Origin of the sequence: Neisseria sp. RH3002v2g (assembly GCF_014596425.2) — a bacterium.
Lineage (GTDB): Bacteria > Pseudomonadota > Gammaproteobacteria > Burkholderiales > Neisseriaceae > Neisseria.
Genome location: NZ_CP110721.1, coordinates 116,208 through 129,628 on the forward strand (window position 1 = coordinate 116,208; position 13,421 = coordinate 129,628).

Consider the following 13,421-nt stretch of genomic DNA (forward strand, 5'->3'; position numbering starts at 1 on the left):
AAAGGCCGTCTGAAAGAAAGACTTTCAGACGGCCTTGTAATTGGATTGGGGTTTATTGCCAAATCAGGACTTTGGGTTCGGGCGTCACTTGATAGCCTTCTTGACGCAATAGTTCGATTAATCCTTTTTCGCTGGGTAAATGGGCAATGCCGACGGCAAAGAGGGTGCTTTGTTTGGCGGATTGCTTGCGGATTTTAGGCAGCCATGCCTGGTTGCGGCGGATCAGGAGATCGTTTTTCAGCCAATCGGACATGGCTTTGGCGTACTTGGTATCAACACGTTTGAGGGTGCGTTGTTCGGTTTCTTCCAAAAGTGGAATGAGTTCTTCAAAGCGGCCGTCTGAATAGGCTTGATGGAGTTTTTTGACATCTTCGGTTTCTTCTTTATTGGTTTTAATGCTGGCTTTCAGAAAGTTGATCATGGTTTCTTCTGGCTGTGCTTTGAAGATTGCGGAAACTTCGTCCAAGCTTTCTAATGAACCACGCGGTTTGTTGATATTGACTGCTGCGTTGGTCAGCAACATATCTGCACCGGTTTCTGAGCTATATCCTTGGGGAAATGCGCTGCCGGCAAAAACCAATGCTGCCCACGGGTGGAGTTTGTCGGCAATTTTGGCGATGGGTCGGCTTTCTTCATTTTGTGAATAGATTTCTTGTAAAAGACGGAAATCTGCTTTTCCAAGCTTGCGGCTGAGCGGTTCGGTACTCATGACTTCTTTGAAGTATTTTTGATACATTTTTTTTGTTTCCGGACTGCTGTCCGGCAATGCGTCAACTTCTGTGGTCAGTTGGTCGGTGGATTGCAACAGTTTGAGGGCATCGGAAGACAAGGTCTGATTGGTTTGCCCCATGTGGATGGTGCCGAGCAGATAGGAATCGGGTTGACCTTCTTTGCTGATTTTCCAAACATTGCTGGTGAGTTTGGGCTGCTGCCAGTTAAGTTCGGCGGGTTTGCTGTCGGATGAGGTTGCGGCGGGTTTGCAGGCGCCCAGGGCGAGGGCGGTCAATGGTACAAGCAGGCAGGCGAGCAGTCTTTTCATGTTTTTCCTTTTGGTGTGTGCGGTAAGGGCGGTTTAGAAATCGAGCAGGTTTTGAAGCGGTTGTTCGCCCGTGTCGGGCTTTTCTGTTTTGCGGTTGCGGATTTTGGTTTTCCTGAGGGCTAGGAGGTGCATGACTTGATGTTTTTGGCTGTCGGTCATCTGGTGCCAATACAAGCGCTCTTCTCGGCTGCGCAGGCAGCCTTTGCAATAGCCTTTGGCATTGGCTTCGCAAACGCCGATGCAGGGGCTGGGAATGGGGAAGAAATCGGGTTGATCCATTGTGTTGTTTTTGATGTGAAAAAGGCCGTCTGAAATATAACACATACTTTCAGACGGCCTAAGTGTTTATACGGTTTGTGAATATTTGGCTTTGGTTTCTTTATGGCGCAGATGATAGTCGAACACCATGGCGATGTTGCGGATCAGGAAACGTCCCTTCGGCGTAACGGTCAGGCCGTGCGGTTTGAGGCGGACCAGGCCGAGGGTTTCCAGTTGCTTCATGTCTTCCAGTTCGACCGCAAAATAACGGTTAAACGGAATGCCGAACACGCTTTCGTAAATCCGATAATCGAGCGAGAAGCGGCACATCAAATCCTGAATGATGTTGCGGCGCAAAATGTCGTCTTGATTGAGCTGGTAGCCGCGCATGATGGGCAGGTGTCCGGCGTCGAGTGCGGCGTAATAGGCATCGATATCGCGCTCGTTTTGGGAGTAGGTGCTGCCGATTTTGCCGATAGAGGACACGCCGATCGCCACCAAGTCGCAGTCGGCATAGGTGGAATAACCTTGGAAATTTCGTTGCAGGAAACCTTCTTTGAGGGCGATGGAGAGCTCGTCGTCAGGTTTGGCAAAGTGGTCCATCCCGATGAAGACGTAGCCGCGCTCAGTCAGGGTTTGGACGCAATATTGCAGCATATCGAGTTTTTCTTCGCTGCCGGGAACGACATTGGTGTCGATACGGCGTTGCGGTTTGAAGATATGCGGCAGGTGGGCGTAGTGGTAGAGGGCGAGGCGGTCGGGGTCGAGGGACAAGACCGTGTCGATGGTGGTCTTGATGCTTTCGGTATTTTGGTGCGGCAGGCCGTAAATCAAATCGACGCTGACTGATTTAAACCCGGCTTCGCGGGCGGCATCGATGACTTCTTTGGTTTCTTCGTAACTTTGGATACGGTTGACGGCTGCCTGCACTTTAGGATCGAAGTCTTGAATGCCGACGCTCATGCGGTTGAAACCGAGTTTGCCCAGTTTGAGGACGGTTTCGCGGCTGACTTTGCGCGGGTCGATTTCGATGGAGTATTCGCCGTTGGGGATGAGCTGGAAGTATTTGCGGATCATTTCGAAGACGCGTTCGAGTTGGTCGTCGCTCAGGAAGGTCGGCGTGCCGCCGCCGAAGTGGAGTTGCGCGAGCTGGTGTCTTCCGCCCAAATGCGGTGCCAGCAATTCCATTTCTTTTTCCAGATATTGGATATAGGCATCGGCACGGCTTTTGTCTTTGGTAATGATTTTGTTGCAGCCGCAGTAGTAGCAGATGGTATTGCAGAAGGGAATGTGGATGTAGAGTGAAAGGGGTTTGTTGAGTGCGCCCATGTTGCGCAGGTTTAAAGCTTGGATATATTCGGCTTCTTTAAAGCCTTCATGGAAGCGGTCGGCGGTCGGATAGGATGTATAACGTGGGCCGCTTGATGGCAAACTGGCAATCAATTCGCGGTCGAATTCCGGTAATTCATTGTTTGCGTTGGTGTTATTTGAGATGGGGATGATTTTCATGGTCGGGGCTTGTAGTATGAGGTAAGGAAATTAGGGAAAATTTTAGTCAAAATTTCGATAGTTTGGTAGAATGCCTCATAATGATATGCCGACTTTGACATGGGTCAATAGTTATTCGGCTTAATCAGGGATTGAGAGAACTAAGCAAATTAAAGGTGCGTTATGGCTACACACAATGCAACACATCAAATGAAAACCTTGTGTTCCACATGTTCTTTACGCGAACTGTGTTTGCCTGTCGGACTAATGCCTAACGAATTTTTACAATTGGATGCGGTTATCCGTCAAAGCCGCCGTCTGAAAAAAGGCGAGTACTTATTTCGTGCCGGCGAGCCGTTTACCTCTTTATTTGCCATCCGTGCGGGCTTCTTTAAGACAACAGTCGCCAGCCAAGACGGACGGGATCAGGTAACCGGCTTTTTTATGTCGGGCGAGCTGATCGGGATGGATGGGATTTGTTCCCATATTCATAGTTGTGATGCTGTGGCTTTGGAAGACAGCGAAGTATGCGAGCTTCCGTTTACGCACATTGAAGAACTCGGTCAGGATATTCCCAGCCTCCGCTCTCACTTTTTCCGCTTGATGAGCCGTGAAATTGTCCGAGATCAGGGCGTGATGTTGCTTTTGGGTAATATGCGCGCCGAAGAGCGTTTGGCCGCATTTTTGCTTAACTTGTCTCAGCGTCTCTATTCCCGAGGTTTTGCCGCCAACGATTTTATCCTGCGAATGTCGCGTGAGGAGATCGGCAGCTATTTAGGGCTGAAACTGGAAACGGTCAGCCGCACCTTATCCAAATTCCATCACGAAGGCTTGATTTCGGTTGAACACAAGCACATCAAAATCTTAGATGCGACAACCTTGAAGAAAATGGTTTCCGGTTGTTCGCACGCTATCTGAATCTGAGGCCGTCTGAAATTGTTCAGACGGCCTTTTTAACAAAAGTTAAAGAATAATTGTTAAGTTACGCAAGTGATAGTTAGATGTTAAATTGAAAAGTCTTCAACGACCGGCGTGTACAGAATGCGGTCAACCGCTTCGCGGGTCAGTTTTGGTGCAAACATCTGTATAAAATCATAGGCATAACCACGCAGGTAAGTGTCGGTGCGTAAGGCTATCCAGGTGGGCGACGGCTCAAATAAGTGCGCCGCATCAATCAGCTGCAAATCTTGATCGACAACGGGATCGTACGCCATTTTGGCCATCAAACCCACGCCTAAGCCTAAGCGTACATACGTTTTCAATACATCCGTATCGGCAGCCGATAAGGCAACATCAGGTTGCTCAATATGCGCTTTATTAAAGGTACGCGCAATGCTGCTGCCGGAGTTGAACGCAAATTCGTAAGTAACCAGCGGAAAAGAAGCCAAATCTTCAAGGCTTAAAGGATTGCGGCAGTCTAAAAGCGGGTGGTCGTGCGGAACAATGACGGCATGGTTCCATTCATAGCAGGGTAGTTTGCCCAACTCGGGATGATCGTCAATGCGTTCGGTAATAATTGCCAAATCTGCTTCTCCGCTGCTGACCATTTGGGCAATAGCGGAAGGGCTGCCTTGTTTGATGGTCAAATTGACCTTAGGGTAGTTTTTCACAAATTCTGCAACGATTTTAGGCAATGCATAACGCGCCTGGGTGTGCGTCGTGGCAATGGTCAGGGAGCCGCTGTCATGATCGGTAAATTCGCTGCCGATATTTTTAATGTTCTGTACATCACGCAAAATCCGTTCCGAAATCTCTAACACGGCTTTGCCCGGTTGCGAAACGGAAACCACACGCTTGCCACTGCGGATAAAAATTTGGATACCCAATTCTTCTTCAAGCAGGCGGATTTGTTTGGAAATGCCGGGCTGGGATGTAAAAAGCGCATCGGCAGCCTCGGAGACATTCAGATTGTGCCGGTAAACTTCAAGGGCGTAACGTAATTGTTGCAGTTTCATGGTAGCAGTATCGGATACGTTGTTATTGTGGATTTTGTGCGACAAACGGTCTGTAATTTAACATATTTTGCCCGGTTTTGCCCTGAGTTTTGAAAACGGTTGTTTTTAATGAAAATATCTTTTAATGATATGAAAACAGGAAATCTGTGAATGAAGGGAGGATGAAATTTTGTTGTTTTTGTACAACTTTAGGCGGATGAATTGGCTGATTTTGCCCTAAATTAATGACACAAGATTGATTTTTCGGCATGATTAACTACTAGGAAGCAGGCACTTCATAATTGTTTGAAGGCATCGAGTATTGACAGTTTGCCTTGCGCTTCTTTATAGTGCAACCTGATATATCCGATTTGCCGCTGTTTTGATACTGCGGCCTGTATATTGGTACTTTGCAGCGGTTGCTTTCCTAGTCCGCCGCATAACAATTTGATGAGGGAATAAAATGACCAAACAGCTGAAATTAAGCGCATTGTTCGTTGCCTTGGTTGCCTCTGGCACCGCAATGGCCAGCGAAGCGCATACCAAACACGGTTACACCGTAAGCAGCCAATCTCAAGAAATCGTCCGTAACAACTACGGCGAATGCTGGAAAAACAGCTACTTCGACAAAGCTACCCAAGGCCGTGTTGAATGTGGTGACCGCGAAGCAGTTGCTCCTGTACAACAAGATCCTGAGTATGTTGATGAAACTGTTTCTCTGTCTACTAAAACTCTGTTCGGCTTCGACAAAGACAACCTGCGTCCTGAAGCTCAAGAAAACCTGGACTCTTTGGCTCAACGCCTGAGCAACGAAAGCGTACAAACCGTACGTGTTGAAGGTCACACTGACTTCATGGGTTCTGAACAATACAACCAAGCTCTGTCTGAGCGTCGTGCTAACGTAGTTGCTAACTACTTGGTAGGTCATGGCGTTGCTTCTAGCAAAATCTCTGCAGTAGGTCTGGGCGAATCTCAAGCTCGCATGACTGCTACTTGTGAAGCTGAAGTTGCTAAACTGGGCAAAAAAGTTTCTAAAGCTAAGAAACGTGCTGCTCTTATCGCTTGTATCGAACCTGACCGTCGCGTTGATGTTAAAATCCGCAGCGTTGTCACTCGTCAAGTTGCTCCAGGCCAAACTATCGAAGGTCAAGGCGAATTGCCTGCTACTGATGAAGGTTGGATCCCAGCTCCTTACAATGGCGTTCACGGTTACGCTAAACCTTAATCGGTTTGTGAAAAATGCCCTGCGATATGCGGGGCATTTCTTTATGGCTTGTATTTGAGTAATCAAGATAATTCGTGATTTCAAAATAAGAAGGGCCGTCTGAAAGATTTATTTTCAGACGGCCTTTCATTAAAACAGTTTAGTTTGGCCTGGGCCATTTCCATACGCACATAGCTGCCAGTATCGTACAGATTAAAAAAATAATACTGGATAAGCCATGCCAAATGCCGAATGTTCCGCCTACTAGGGACAAGAGCCAGTTATCCAGTCCGTACTTGTGCGCCTCAATAACCGGCGTAACCAAAAGATGATTACAGGCTAAGAGTAGCCAAAGTACCAAAACCCACCAAGAGAGGGAGGCCAGTTGCCGTCTGAAAAAGGCATAGGCTGCGCCAAAAATAACTAAGCCGCATATTGCAGTAATGGCAAACAAAATGCCGGCGATTTCTCCTGCCAGCATCTTAGGCAGGAGATGGAATAGGATGGGGGCGACAATATAGCCTGCTGTCAGTTGCATGCCTAGCCAAATGGCAGCAGCGGTTTGAGTGATTTTGTAGGGTAGACTCATCTGGTTTCTCTTTGGGAAATTCTGTTTTAGTTGTGATGGTGTAACAAAAGGCCGTCTGAAAACGTTTTCAGACGGCCTTGAGTTTATTTAGATGTATTGTACGGAAATAATATCATATTCACGCACGCCGCCGGGGGCTTGAACTTCTGCAACGTCGCCTTCTTCTTTTCCGATCAAGGCACGGGCAATTGGGGAGCCAACGTAGATTTTGCGTTCTTTAATGTCTGCTTCATCTTCACCGACGATTTGGTAGGTAACCTGTTCTTCGGTTTCCAAATCTTCCAGTGTTACTGTTGTGCCGAATACGATTTTTCCTTCAGCATGGATTTCGGCAGGATTGATGATGTGGGCCATAGAGAGTTTGTGTTCCAGCTCGGCAATACGGCCTTCGATAAAGCCTTGACGCTCTTTGGCGGCTTCGTATTCTGCGTTTTCAGACAAGTCGCCGTGTGAGCGTGCTTCGGCGATGGCTTCGATGACTTCTGGGCGTGCTACGCTTTTGAGGTGTTGAAGTTCTTGTTTCAACAATTCTGCACCACGGACGGTCAAAGGGATTTTTTGCATTGAGTTCTCCATGAAAGCATGATGATGCTTTTAAAATTTTATCCGGCCACGCGCGGGAGCCGGATTGGAAATAAAAATACAAGCCGCCAAAGCTTGGCGGCTTGATGAATAAATAAGTAATGCCTGTATTCTACCAAATTCTGCCGAAACCGCAATGATTAAAATGGGTTTTCAGTAAAGTGTTGTTTTCTGTCTATTTTGTTTTTTCAGACGGCCTGCAAACTAAATATTGAAGTATTTCAAAGCTGCGCTTGAAAAACGGTTTCGTAAATGAATGGTTTTAATTAAAATGTCCGTTAATAATCCTTAAGGATTAGTCTACTTTAATTATATAAAGAGAATATATGGAAACAAAACCAACTTCCCAAAATGAACAACAGGCTAACCGCCGTTATTTGACTGTTTGGCGATGGCATTTTTATGCCGGACTTTTGGTCGCGCCGTTTTTAACCCTGCTGGCTGTTACAGGGTTGGGAATGCTGCTATTTGCCAATATCACCGGTAAAGAGGGCGAGCGGATACATGTTACGCCGCAAGCAGTGGTGCAGCCTTTGTCGGCTCAGGCTGAAGCCGCCAGACAGTTTGTGAATCCGGAAACTGCTTCTGTGGTGCAGTATATTGCGCCGCGCGCAGATGATATGGTGGCCGTATTTCGTGTGAACAACGACGATAAAGCCACTATGGTTGCCGTTGATCCTTATACGGCAAAAGTCGTGAATACGATGCCGCGCGGTCAAGGCTGGTATCACACGATGGACGAAATCCACGGCGACATGATGATGGGTGCGACTGGTGACTACCTGTTGGAAACTGCTGCGTCGCTAACCATCATCATGATTGTGACCGGTATTTATTTGTGGTGGGTAAAACAGCGTAGTCTGAAGGCCGTTCTTTTACCTAAAGCAGGAAAAGGCCGTTCCTGGTGGCGTAACCTGCACGGCGCGGTTGGCTCTTGGGTTTCTTTGATTTTGCTGCTGTTCTGTTTTTCTGGTATTGCTTGGGCAGGTATTTGGGGCGGTAAAGTGGTTCAGGCATGGAGCCAATTCCCAGCCGGTAAATGGGGCGTGGAGCCTAATCCGGTATCTTCTGTGCCAACTCATGGCGATGTGTTGAATGATAGCAAATCCAAAGAAGTACCGTGGATTTTAGAGCTGACGCCTATGCCGGTTTCCGGTACGACACTGGGCGAAAACTGCATTAATCCGAGCGAGCCGATGACTTTGGAAACGGTTGACCGCTTTGCGCGCGAAATTGGCTTCAAAGGCCGCTATCAGTTGAACCTGCCTAAAGGCGAAATCGGCGTATGGACGCTGTCGCAAGACTCAATGAGCTACGATATGATTAGTCCGGCTGCGGATCGTACGGTACACATTGATCAATACAGTGGCAAAATCCTGGCGGATATTCATTTTGACGATTACAACTGGTTTGGCAAGTTCATGGCAGCAAGCATTGCTTTGCATATGGGTACGCTGGGCTGGTGGAGCGTGTTGGCGAATGTTGTGTTCTGCCTGGCGATTATTTTTATCTGTGTCAGCGGTTGTGTAATGTGGTGGAAACGTCGTCCTTCGGAAGCGCGAGGTTTGGTTCCTCCTGCGCAGAAAATCAAATTGCCGGTATGGTGGGCAATGGCTGTGCCACTTCTAATTTTGGCTGTGATTTTTCCAACAGCCATTGCCGCAATCGCTATTATTTGGATTTTGGATACACTGTTGTTGTCGCGTATCCCAGCATTGACAAGATGGTTTAAATAACCGCCCGATGTGATTCAAGGCCGTCTGAATCTTTTGTTTCAGACGGCCTTTTTTATAAAGGTCAAAAGTAGGGGGTTATGATTCTGTTTAAGTTTATGCGTGAGATGGGAATTGTGATTGGCTTACAGGATTGTGTAAGAAAGACGAGGAGATCTTGTATAAAAACAAAAAACCCACTTCATTGAAGTGGGTTTTTGATGAAAGCTATTAACCTTTGCGAGCAGGCAATTTTTCTTTAATACGAGCTGCTTTACCGGTCAGGCCACGCAAGTAGTACAGTTTGGCGCGACGTACGTCACCACGGCGTTTAACTTCGATTTTTTCTACGGTAGGAGAGTACAGTTGGAAAGTACGTTCTACACCTTCGCCGCTAGAGATTTTGCGAACGATGAAGTTGCTGTTCAGACCACGGTTGCGGCGAGCGATAACCACACCTTCGTATGCTTGCAGACGGCTGCGAGAACCCTCAACCACGCGTACAGATACGACAACGGTGTCGCCTGGAGCGAATTCAGGGATTTCTTTGTTCAAGCGAGCGATTTCTTCTTGCTCTAATTGTTGAATCAAGTTCATTTGTTTTTCCTAAGTTATGATTGGATTTCCTGTTGCTCTTGCAAGATTTCTTTTAAGAGGCGGGATTCCTTTGGGATTAAACTGCGCTTTTCCAATAAATCGGGTCGGCGCTCTAAGGTGCGTCGCAGCGATTGTTTTAATCGCCACTCGGCAATCAAGCCATGATTTCCTGAACGTAAGACATCAGGAACCATCATGCCTTGGAATTCTACGGGTTTGGTGTAATGAGGACAGTCTAAAAGGCCGTCTGAAAACGAGTCTTGTTCGGCTGACTGTATATCGCCCAATACACCCGGTACCAATCTTAAGACGGCATCCATCAACATCATAGCAGGTAATTCACCGCCCGAGACAACAAAGTCGCCAATGCTGATTTCTTCGTCCACACTGCGTTGCAACAGTCTTTCATCTATGCCTTCATAGCGTCCGCATAGAAGGATAAGATGGGGTAGTTCGGCAAGTTCTGCGGCTTTTTTGTGTGTCAGCGGCTGACCTTGCGGACTGAGATAAATTACTTTGGCCGGTTTTGGCGAGTTTGTTTTGGCTTCTTCGATTGCCGCTTGAAGCGGCGGTGCCATCATAATCATTCCCGGGCCGCCTCCGAAGGGGCGATCATCAATATAGCCAAGTTTGTTGTCGGCAAATTTTCGGGGATTAATGGCTTGAAACTGCCAAAGGTTTTGTTTTCTTGCCCTGCCTGTAACGCCATATTCGACAATACTGTCGAACATCTCTGGAAAAATGGTGATGGCTTGAATCAGCATCAGTAGTCCAAACCCCAGTCGGCGATAATGGTTTTGCTGTCGGTATCGACAGATTCGATATAGTTGGAGACGAAGGGAATCAGGATTTGTCCGTGTTCGCCTTTAATCATCAAAACATCATTCGCGCCGGTTTCCATCAGGTTGCTGACTTTGCCGAGGACGATGTTTTCTTTGTTGATGACGGTCATGCCGACTAAATCTGCCCAGTAGTATTCGTCTTCCTCAGTAGGGGCGAATGACTCTCTGGGAATTTCGATGGTATAGCCGCGCAAGGCAAATGCTTGATCGCGATCGTCTATACCTTCAAATTTGACCTGAAGTTCGCCATTGACAATTTTACCTGTTTCAAGCGTGACATTCAGGGTTTTGCCATCCTTGCATAACTGCCACTCTGGGTAGTCCAGCAGGCTGTCGGTGTATTCGGTATTGGCGGCGATTTTAAGCCAGCCTTTAATGCCGAATACGCCTTTGATGTAGCCCATGGCTACCCGTTTTTGAGTGTCTGTCATGGTCGTTTCAGCTGATTAAGCAGCGATTTTTTGCTCTTTAATCAGTTTGGCAACTGCATCGCTAACTTTCGCGCCTTGAGCGACCCAGTGGTTGATGCGGTCTGCGTCGAAACGTACGCGTTCTTGTTTTTCGTTGGCAACGGGGTTGTAGAAACCTACGCGCTCGATGAAGCGGCCGTCACGACGGTTGCGAGAGTCAGTTACGACTACGTTGAAGAAAGGGCGGTGTTTTGAGCCGCCGCGAGCCAAACGGATAACTACCATTTTGAGTCCTTTTGAAAAATGCGGATATATAGAAACCGCTAATTTTAGGATATTTCACACGAGTTATGCAAGTTTTTATTTGTTTTTGTTGCTGTTTTGCCATGCGTTCAGATCGAGGCTTGCTTGATACAGTCCGCGGTCGGTTTCCGACGGGGTAACGGTAAATCCTGATTTTTCAGCGAGTTTGAGCATCGGTGTGTTTTCTTTGAGGATTTCCGCATTCATGGTTTGGTAACCTTGCTGTGTGGCAGTTTGGATAATGAGGCTCATCATTTTGCCTGCCAAACCGGTTTTGCGTGCTTCAGGTGCTAAAGTAATGCCGAACTCGCACTCATTACGATTGATGCGGCTGTAACGGCTGACTGCGACGATACGGCCGTCTGAAGCGAAGGCTGCCCACGCGCATTCGGTATGGAAATCGGGGCGGGTCAGCCGTGCGAGTGTGGGCTGCGGCAATTCGTTGGTGTGGGTCATGAAGCGCGTATAGCGGTCGGCCGCAGGTAATTGGCGGACAAATTTTTGTTTGGCTTCGGCATCTTCAGGCTCTAGTGCGCGAATGTGCAGGGTGTTGCCGTCGGGCAGGACGAATGTGTCGGTTTGGTTCGGGTAGGGGGCGAGTACGTTTTGTATTTCGGGTGTTTCGGTTTTAGGGTGCAGCAGTTCGGACGCGGCTTCTCCGGTGTTGCGTAGAAACTCGGCTGCGGCCGGATTTTTTTGTTGGAGGTAGGCGGCGGCACTTTGCATTTTGGCGGCGGCCTGTTCTAAGGTTTGGACGGCTTTTTTGGGGATTTTGGTTGTTGGCGCGGCTGGTTTTTCCACAATTTCGGGAATGATGGTGCTGCTGTATTGGCTGTCGTTGTAGTTGAGGATAATGTCGCCGATATGCTGATTGTTGTGGATAAGCGTGTTTAGGGAATGCAGAAATTGATTGAGAACGGAAGTGTTGTCAAGTTCTGCAAATTGGCTTAAACGCTGGATATCGAGCGTGGTAAAGGGCGGTAATGCGGCTTGGGTTTGGCCGTTGTAATGGGCGGTCAGGATATTGCCGTAAATGGGATGACGGCTGAATCGGAATTGAACGGCATTGTGCTTTTGGGTTTGGCACGGAGGCAGGTATAGGGCTTCCGCCATCAGTTCGGTTTGGCCGGATGCAATGGCTTTATCGATACTTTTGTTTTTAGGCGTTTTCAGACGGCCTGTTTTGGCCGGGGCGGGGGTGTTTTGCGCTTGTTGCAAACAGGCGGTTTGATTGCGGAAATAAAGTGTCAGCAAGGCTTCTTCCGGGGTATTGAACCGGGTTAGGTCGTCTGAAAAATGATGGCTGATGAGAATGGGCTTGCTGGTTTTTTGTGCCAAATTATCCAGAGTTTGATGAATGCCGTACGCGTCCGGCGTGTCCGGCGAAATAATGCCGAGCAGGGCTTGGGTGTGCGGATTTTGCAATTGTTCGAGTGCCAGGCGGTGGATGCGTGCGGGTGTGGGGTCGCTGCCGATGCAGCCTTGTTGGATGGATGGTGCGTCGGTTGGAAGGTTGAGGGTCAATTGGCAGGCATCGGCGGTGCTGCGCAGCCATTCTATCGGCGTATCGGACAAAATAGTGGGATGGGTAATGACGGGAATGCCGGAAAGATGGGCTTTTAAGGCTGCTTCGAGTTCGTTGATATTGAATACCGGCAGGAAGTTGCAATGGCGGCTGAGGCTGTGTAGGACGGCTTTGTCTGTGTCGTCGGTGTAATGTGTGGACAACAGGATAAGCGGGGTGTGGCGTGTAAAGTGTCGGATGGCGCTGAACAGCTCGCGTTGGTTTTCGGCCGGATTGTAGTGGATGACGGCAACTTTGGTATGGCGGTTGTGGCCGAAGCGGTTGAGCCAGTCGGCTGATGTGGTGGGGCTTAGGTTGTAGTTGAGGCTGATGTGGCGCGATACGCCTTGATGTATTGTGTTTAGCAGATGGTTGATGTTGCGGCTGACAGTGCTGTGGCCGGTGAGTAATGCGATATGGCCGGCCGGATAGTCGGCTTGGGTGCCGATATTGAGATTGAGTGAGGGAAGTTGGACGCCTGCGCTGTTGCATACGCTGATGTTTAATTCGTCGCCATGATATTTTTGAATGATGGAACGGGCGTTTTTGCAGGATTCGGGCGGCAGGTTCTCCCAATCTTGGATCAGGATAATGTGGCGCAGGCCTTTTTTGCGGCAGGCTTTGAACAGTGTGTCGTAATGGTCGTGCGGGATGACGGCGACAACTAGGTCGGCCTGGCCTGGAATTTTGCTGAGGCTGGAGTAGGAAGGGAGGCCGGCGACGCTGCTGTGGCGGAGATTGACGGGCGTGATTTTGCCTTGATATGAGGAACCGAGCAGGTGGCTGAAAATGCGTTCGCCAAGGCTGTGCGGACGTTCGCTGGCGCCGACAAGGATGATGTGTTCGGGCATGAAGAAGTAGCCGGTTTGGACGGTTGCATTCATGATGGTTCCTTATTT

At 48.5% G+C, this 13,421-nt stretch carries 14 protein-coding genes; 3 read left to right on the forward strand and 11 right to left on the reverse strand.

The genetic code is table 11. The annotated features are described in order from the left end of the window. Nucleotides 1-52: 52 nt before the first annotated feature. The 3 genes from BBP27_RS00565 to hemN form a co-directional block, all read right to left on the reverse strand. Nucleotides 53-1,039 carry a TraB/GumN family protein gene (locus BBP27_RS00565; protein ID WP_188211859.1) on the reverse strand — a complete coding sequence of 329 codons (987 nt, stop codon included), beginning with the start codon at nt 1,037-1,039 and terminating at the stop codon, nt 53-55. A gap of 33 nt (nt 1,040-1,072) precedes the next feature. Further along, nucleotides 1,073-1,318 carry a DUF1289 domain-containing protein gene (locus tag BBP27_RS00570; protein ID WP_188211858.1) on the reverse strand — a complete coding sequence of 82 codons (246 nt, stop codon included), beginning with the start codon at nt 1,316-1,318 and terminating at the stop codon, nt 1,073-1,075. A 66-nt stretch (nt 1,319-1,384) separates the two neighbouring features. Further along, complete coding sequence (hemN, locus tag BBP27_RS00575) at nt 1,385-2,806, reverse strand: oxygen-independent coproporphyrinogen III oxidase (protein ID WP_188211857.1); 1,422 nt, start codon at nt 2,804-2,806, stop codon at nt 1,385-1,387. A gap of 162 nt (nt 2,807-2,968) precedes the next feature. On the opposite strand from hemN, the gene fnr reads away from it, so the two are divergent. After that, entirely contained in the window at nt 2,969-3,703 is a 735-nt protein-coding gene (fnr, locus tag BBP27_RS00580; RefSeq protein ID WP_003748691.1) for a fumarate/nitrate reduction transcriptional regulator Fnr, read from the forward strand. Between the two features lie 86 nt (nt 3,704-3,789). On the opposite strand, the gene BBP27_RS00585 is transcribed toward fnr, so the two are convergent. Next, nucleotides 3,790-4,740 (reverse strand): CysB family HTH-type transcriptional regulator, encoded by a 951-nt coding sequence (locus BBP27_RS00585; RefSeq protein WP_049348254.1) that lies wholly within the window; start codon nt 4,738-4,740, stop codon nt 3,790-3,792. A gap of 442 nt (nt 4,741-5,182) precedes the next feature. Between BBP27_RS00585 and BBP27_RS00590 the strand changes: the two genes are divergently transcribed. Next, nucleotides 5,183-5,944 (forward strand): OmpA family protein, encoded by a 762-nt coding sequence (locus BBP27_RS00590; RefSeq protein WP_188211856.1) that lies wholly within the window; start codon nt 5,183-5,185, stop codon nt 5,942-5,944. A 139-nt stretch (nt 5,945-6,083) separates the two neighbouring features. Here the strand turns inward: BBP27_RS00590 and BBP27_RS00595 are convergent, their stop codons facing one another. After that, on the reverse strand, nt 6,084-6,512 hold the full coding sequence (locus tag BBP27_RS00595; protein WP_070836873.1) for a DUF4149 domain-containing protein: 429 nt from the start codon (nt 6,510-6,512) through the stop codon (nt 6,084-6,086). A gap of 87 nt (nt 6,513-6,599) precedes the next feature. Beyond that, a complete protein-coding gene (gene greA, locus BBP27_RS00600; RefSeq protein ID WP_036493143.1) occupies nt 6,600-7,076 on the reverse strand; it encodes a transcription elongation factor GreA in 477 nt (158 codons plus the stop codon). A gap of 344 nt (nt 7,077-7,420) precedes the next feature. Between greA and BBP27_RS00605 the strand changes: the two genes are divergently transcribed. Further along, a complete protein-coding gene (locus tag BBP27_RS00605; RefSeq protein WP_188211855.1) occupies nt 7,421-8,830 on the forward strand; it encodes a PepSY-associated TM helix domain-containing protein in 1,410 nt (469 codons plus the stop codon). A 207-nt stretch (nt 8,831-9,037) separates the two neighbouring features. On the opposite strand, the gene rplS is transcribed toward BBP27_RS00605, so the two are convergent. The 5 genes from rplS to BBP27_RS00630 all read right to left on the reverse strand — a co-directional run bounded on the left by rplS (nt 9,038) and on the right by BBP27_RS00630 (nt 13,406). Further along, nucleotides 9,038-9,403 (reverse strand): 50S ribosomal protein L19, encoded by a 366-nt coding sequence (gene rplS, locus BBP27_RS00610; RefSeq protein ID WP_003679470.1) that lies wholly within the window; start codon nt 9,401-9,403, stop codon nt 9,038-9,040. 14 nt (nt 9,404-9,417) lie between these two features. Next, entirely contained in the window at nt 9,418-10,167 is a 750-nt protein-coding gene (gene trmD / locus BBP27_RS00615; protein ID WP_188211854.1) for a tRNA (guanosine(37)-N1)-methyltransferase TrmD, read from the reverse strand. After that, nucleotides 10,167-10,676 (reverse strand): ribosome maturation factor RimM, encoded by a 510-nt coding sequence (gene rimM, locus BBP27_RS00620; protein ID WP_036493152.1) that lies wholly within the window; start codon nt 10,674-10,676, stop codon nt 10,167-10,169. The genes trmD and rimM overlap by 1 nt, the downstream gene beginning before the upstream one ends. Nucleotides 10,677-10,691: 15 nt before the next feature. After that, complete coding sequence (gene rpsP, locus BBP27_RS00625) at nt 10,692-10,940, reverse strand: 30S ribosomal protein S16 (RefSeq protein ID WP_003684452.1); 249 nt, start codon at nt 10,938-10,940, stop codon at nt 10,692-10,694. A 75-nt stretch (nt 10,941-11,015) separates the two neighbouring features. Then, entirely contained in the window at nt 11,016-13,406 is a 2,391-nt protein-coding gene (locus tag BBP27_RS00630; RefSeq protein WP_188211853.1) for a bifunctional acetate--CoA ligase family protein/GNAT family N-acetyltransferase, read from the reverse strand. Between the last annotated feature and the right edge of the window lie 15 nt (nt 13,407-13,421).

What these genes read in the sequence shown, in the direction of transcription:
- BBP27_RS00565 (WP_188211859.1), bottom strand. Translation starts at nt 1,039, where the DNA reads ATGAAAAGACTGCTCGCCTGCCTGCTTGTACCATTGACCGCCCTCGCC.
- BBP27_RS00570 (WP_188211858.1), bottom strand. Translation starts at nt 1,318, where the DNA reads ATGGATCAACCCGATTTCTTCCCCATTCCCAGCCCCTGCATCGGCGTT.
- hemN (WP_188211857.1), bottom strand. Translation starts at nt 2,806, where the DNA reads ATGAAAATCATCCCCATCTCAAATAACACCAACGCAAACAATGAATTA.
- fnr (WP_003748691.1), top strand. Translation starts at nt 2,969, where the DNA reads ATGGCTACACACAATGCAACACATCAAATGAAAACCTTGTGTTCCACA.
- BBP27_RS00585 (WP_049348254.1), bottom strand. Translation starts at nt 4,740, where the DNA reads ATGAAACTGCAACAATTACGTTACGCCCTTGAAGTTTACCGGCACAAT.
- BBP27_RS00590 (WP_188211856.1), top strand. Translation starts at nt 5,183, where the DNA reads ATGACCAAACAGCTGAAATTAAGCGCATTGTTCGTTGCCTTGGTTGCC.
- BBP27_RS00595 (WP_070836873.1), bottom strand. Translation starts at nt 6,512, where the DNA reads ATGAGTCTACCCTACAAAATCACTCAAACCGCTGCTGCCATTTGGCTA.
- greA (WP_036493143.1), bottom strand. Translation starts at nt 7,076, where the DNA reads ATGCAAAAAATCCCTTTGACCGTCCGTGGTGCAGAATTGTTGAAACAA.
- BBP27_RS00605 (WP_188211855.1), top strand. Translation starts at nt 7,421, where the DNA reads ATGGAAACAAAACCAACTTCCCAAAATGAACAACAGGCTAACCGCCGT.
- rplS (WP_003679470.1), bottom strand. Translation starts at nt 9,403, where the DNA reads ATGAACTTGATTCAACAATTAGAGCAAGAAGAAATCGCTCGCTTGAAC.
- trmD (WP_188211854.1), bottom strand. Translation starts at nt 10,167, where the DNA reads ATGCTGATTCAAGCCATCACCATTTTTCCAGAGATGTTCGACAGTATT.
- rimM (WP_036493152.1), bottom strand. Translation starts at nt 10,676, where the DNA reads ATGACAGACACTCAAAAACGGGTAGCCATGGGCTACATCAAAGGCGTA.
- rpsP (WP_003684452.1), bottom strand. Translation starts at nt 10,940, where the DNA reads ATGGTAGTTATCCGTTTGGCTCGCGGCGGCTCAAAACACCGCCCTTTC.
- BBP27_RS00630 (WP_188211853.1), bottom strand. Translation starts at nt 13,406, where the DNA reads ATGAATGCAACCGTCCAAACCGGCTACTTCTTCATGCCCGAACACATC.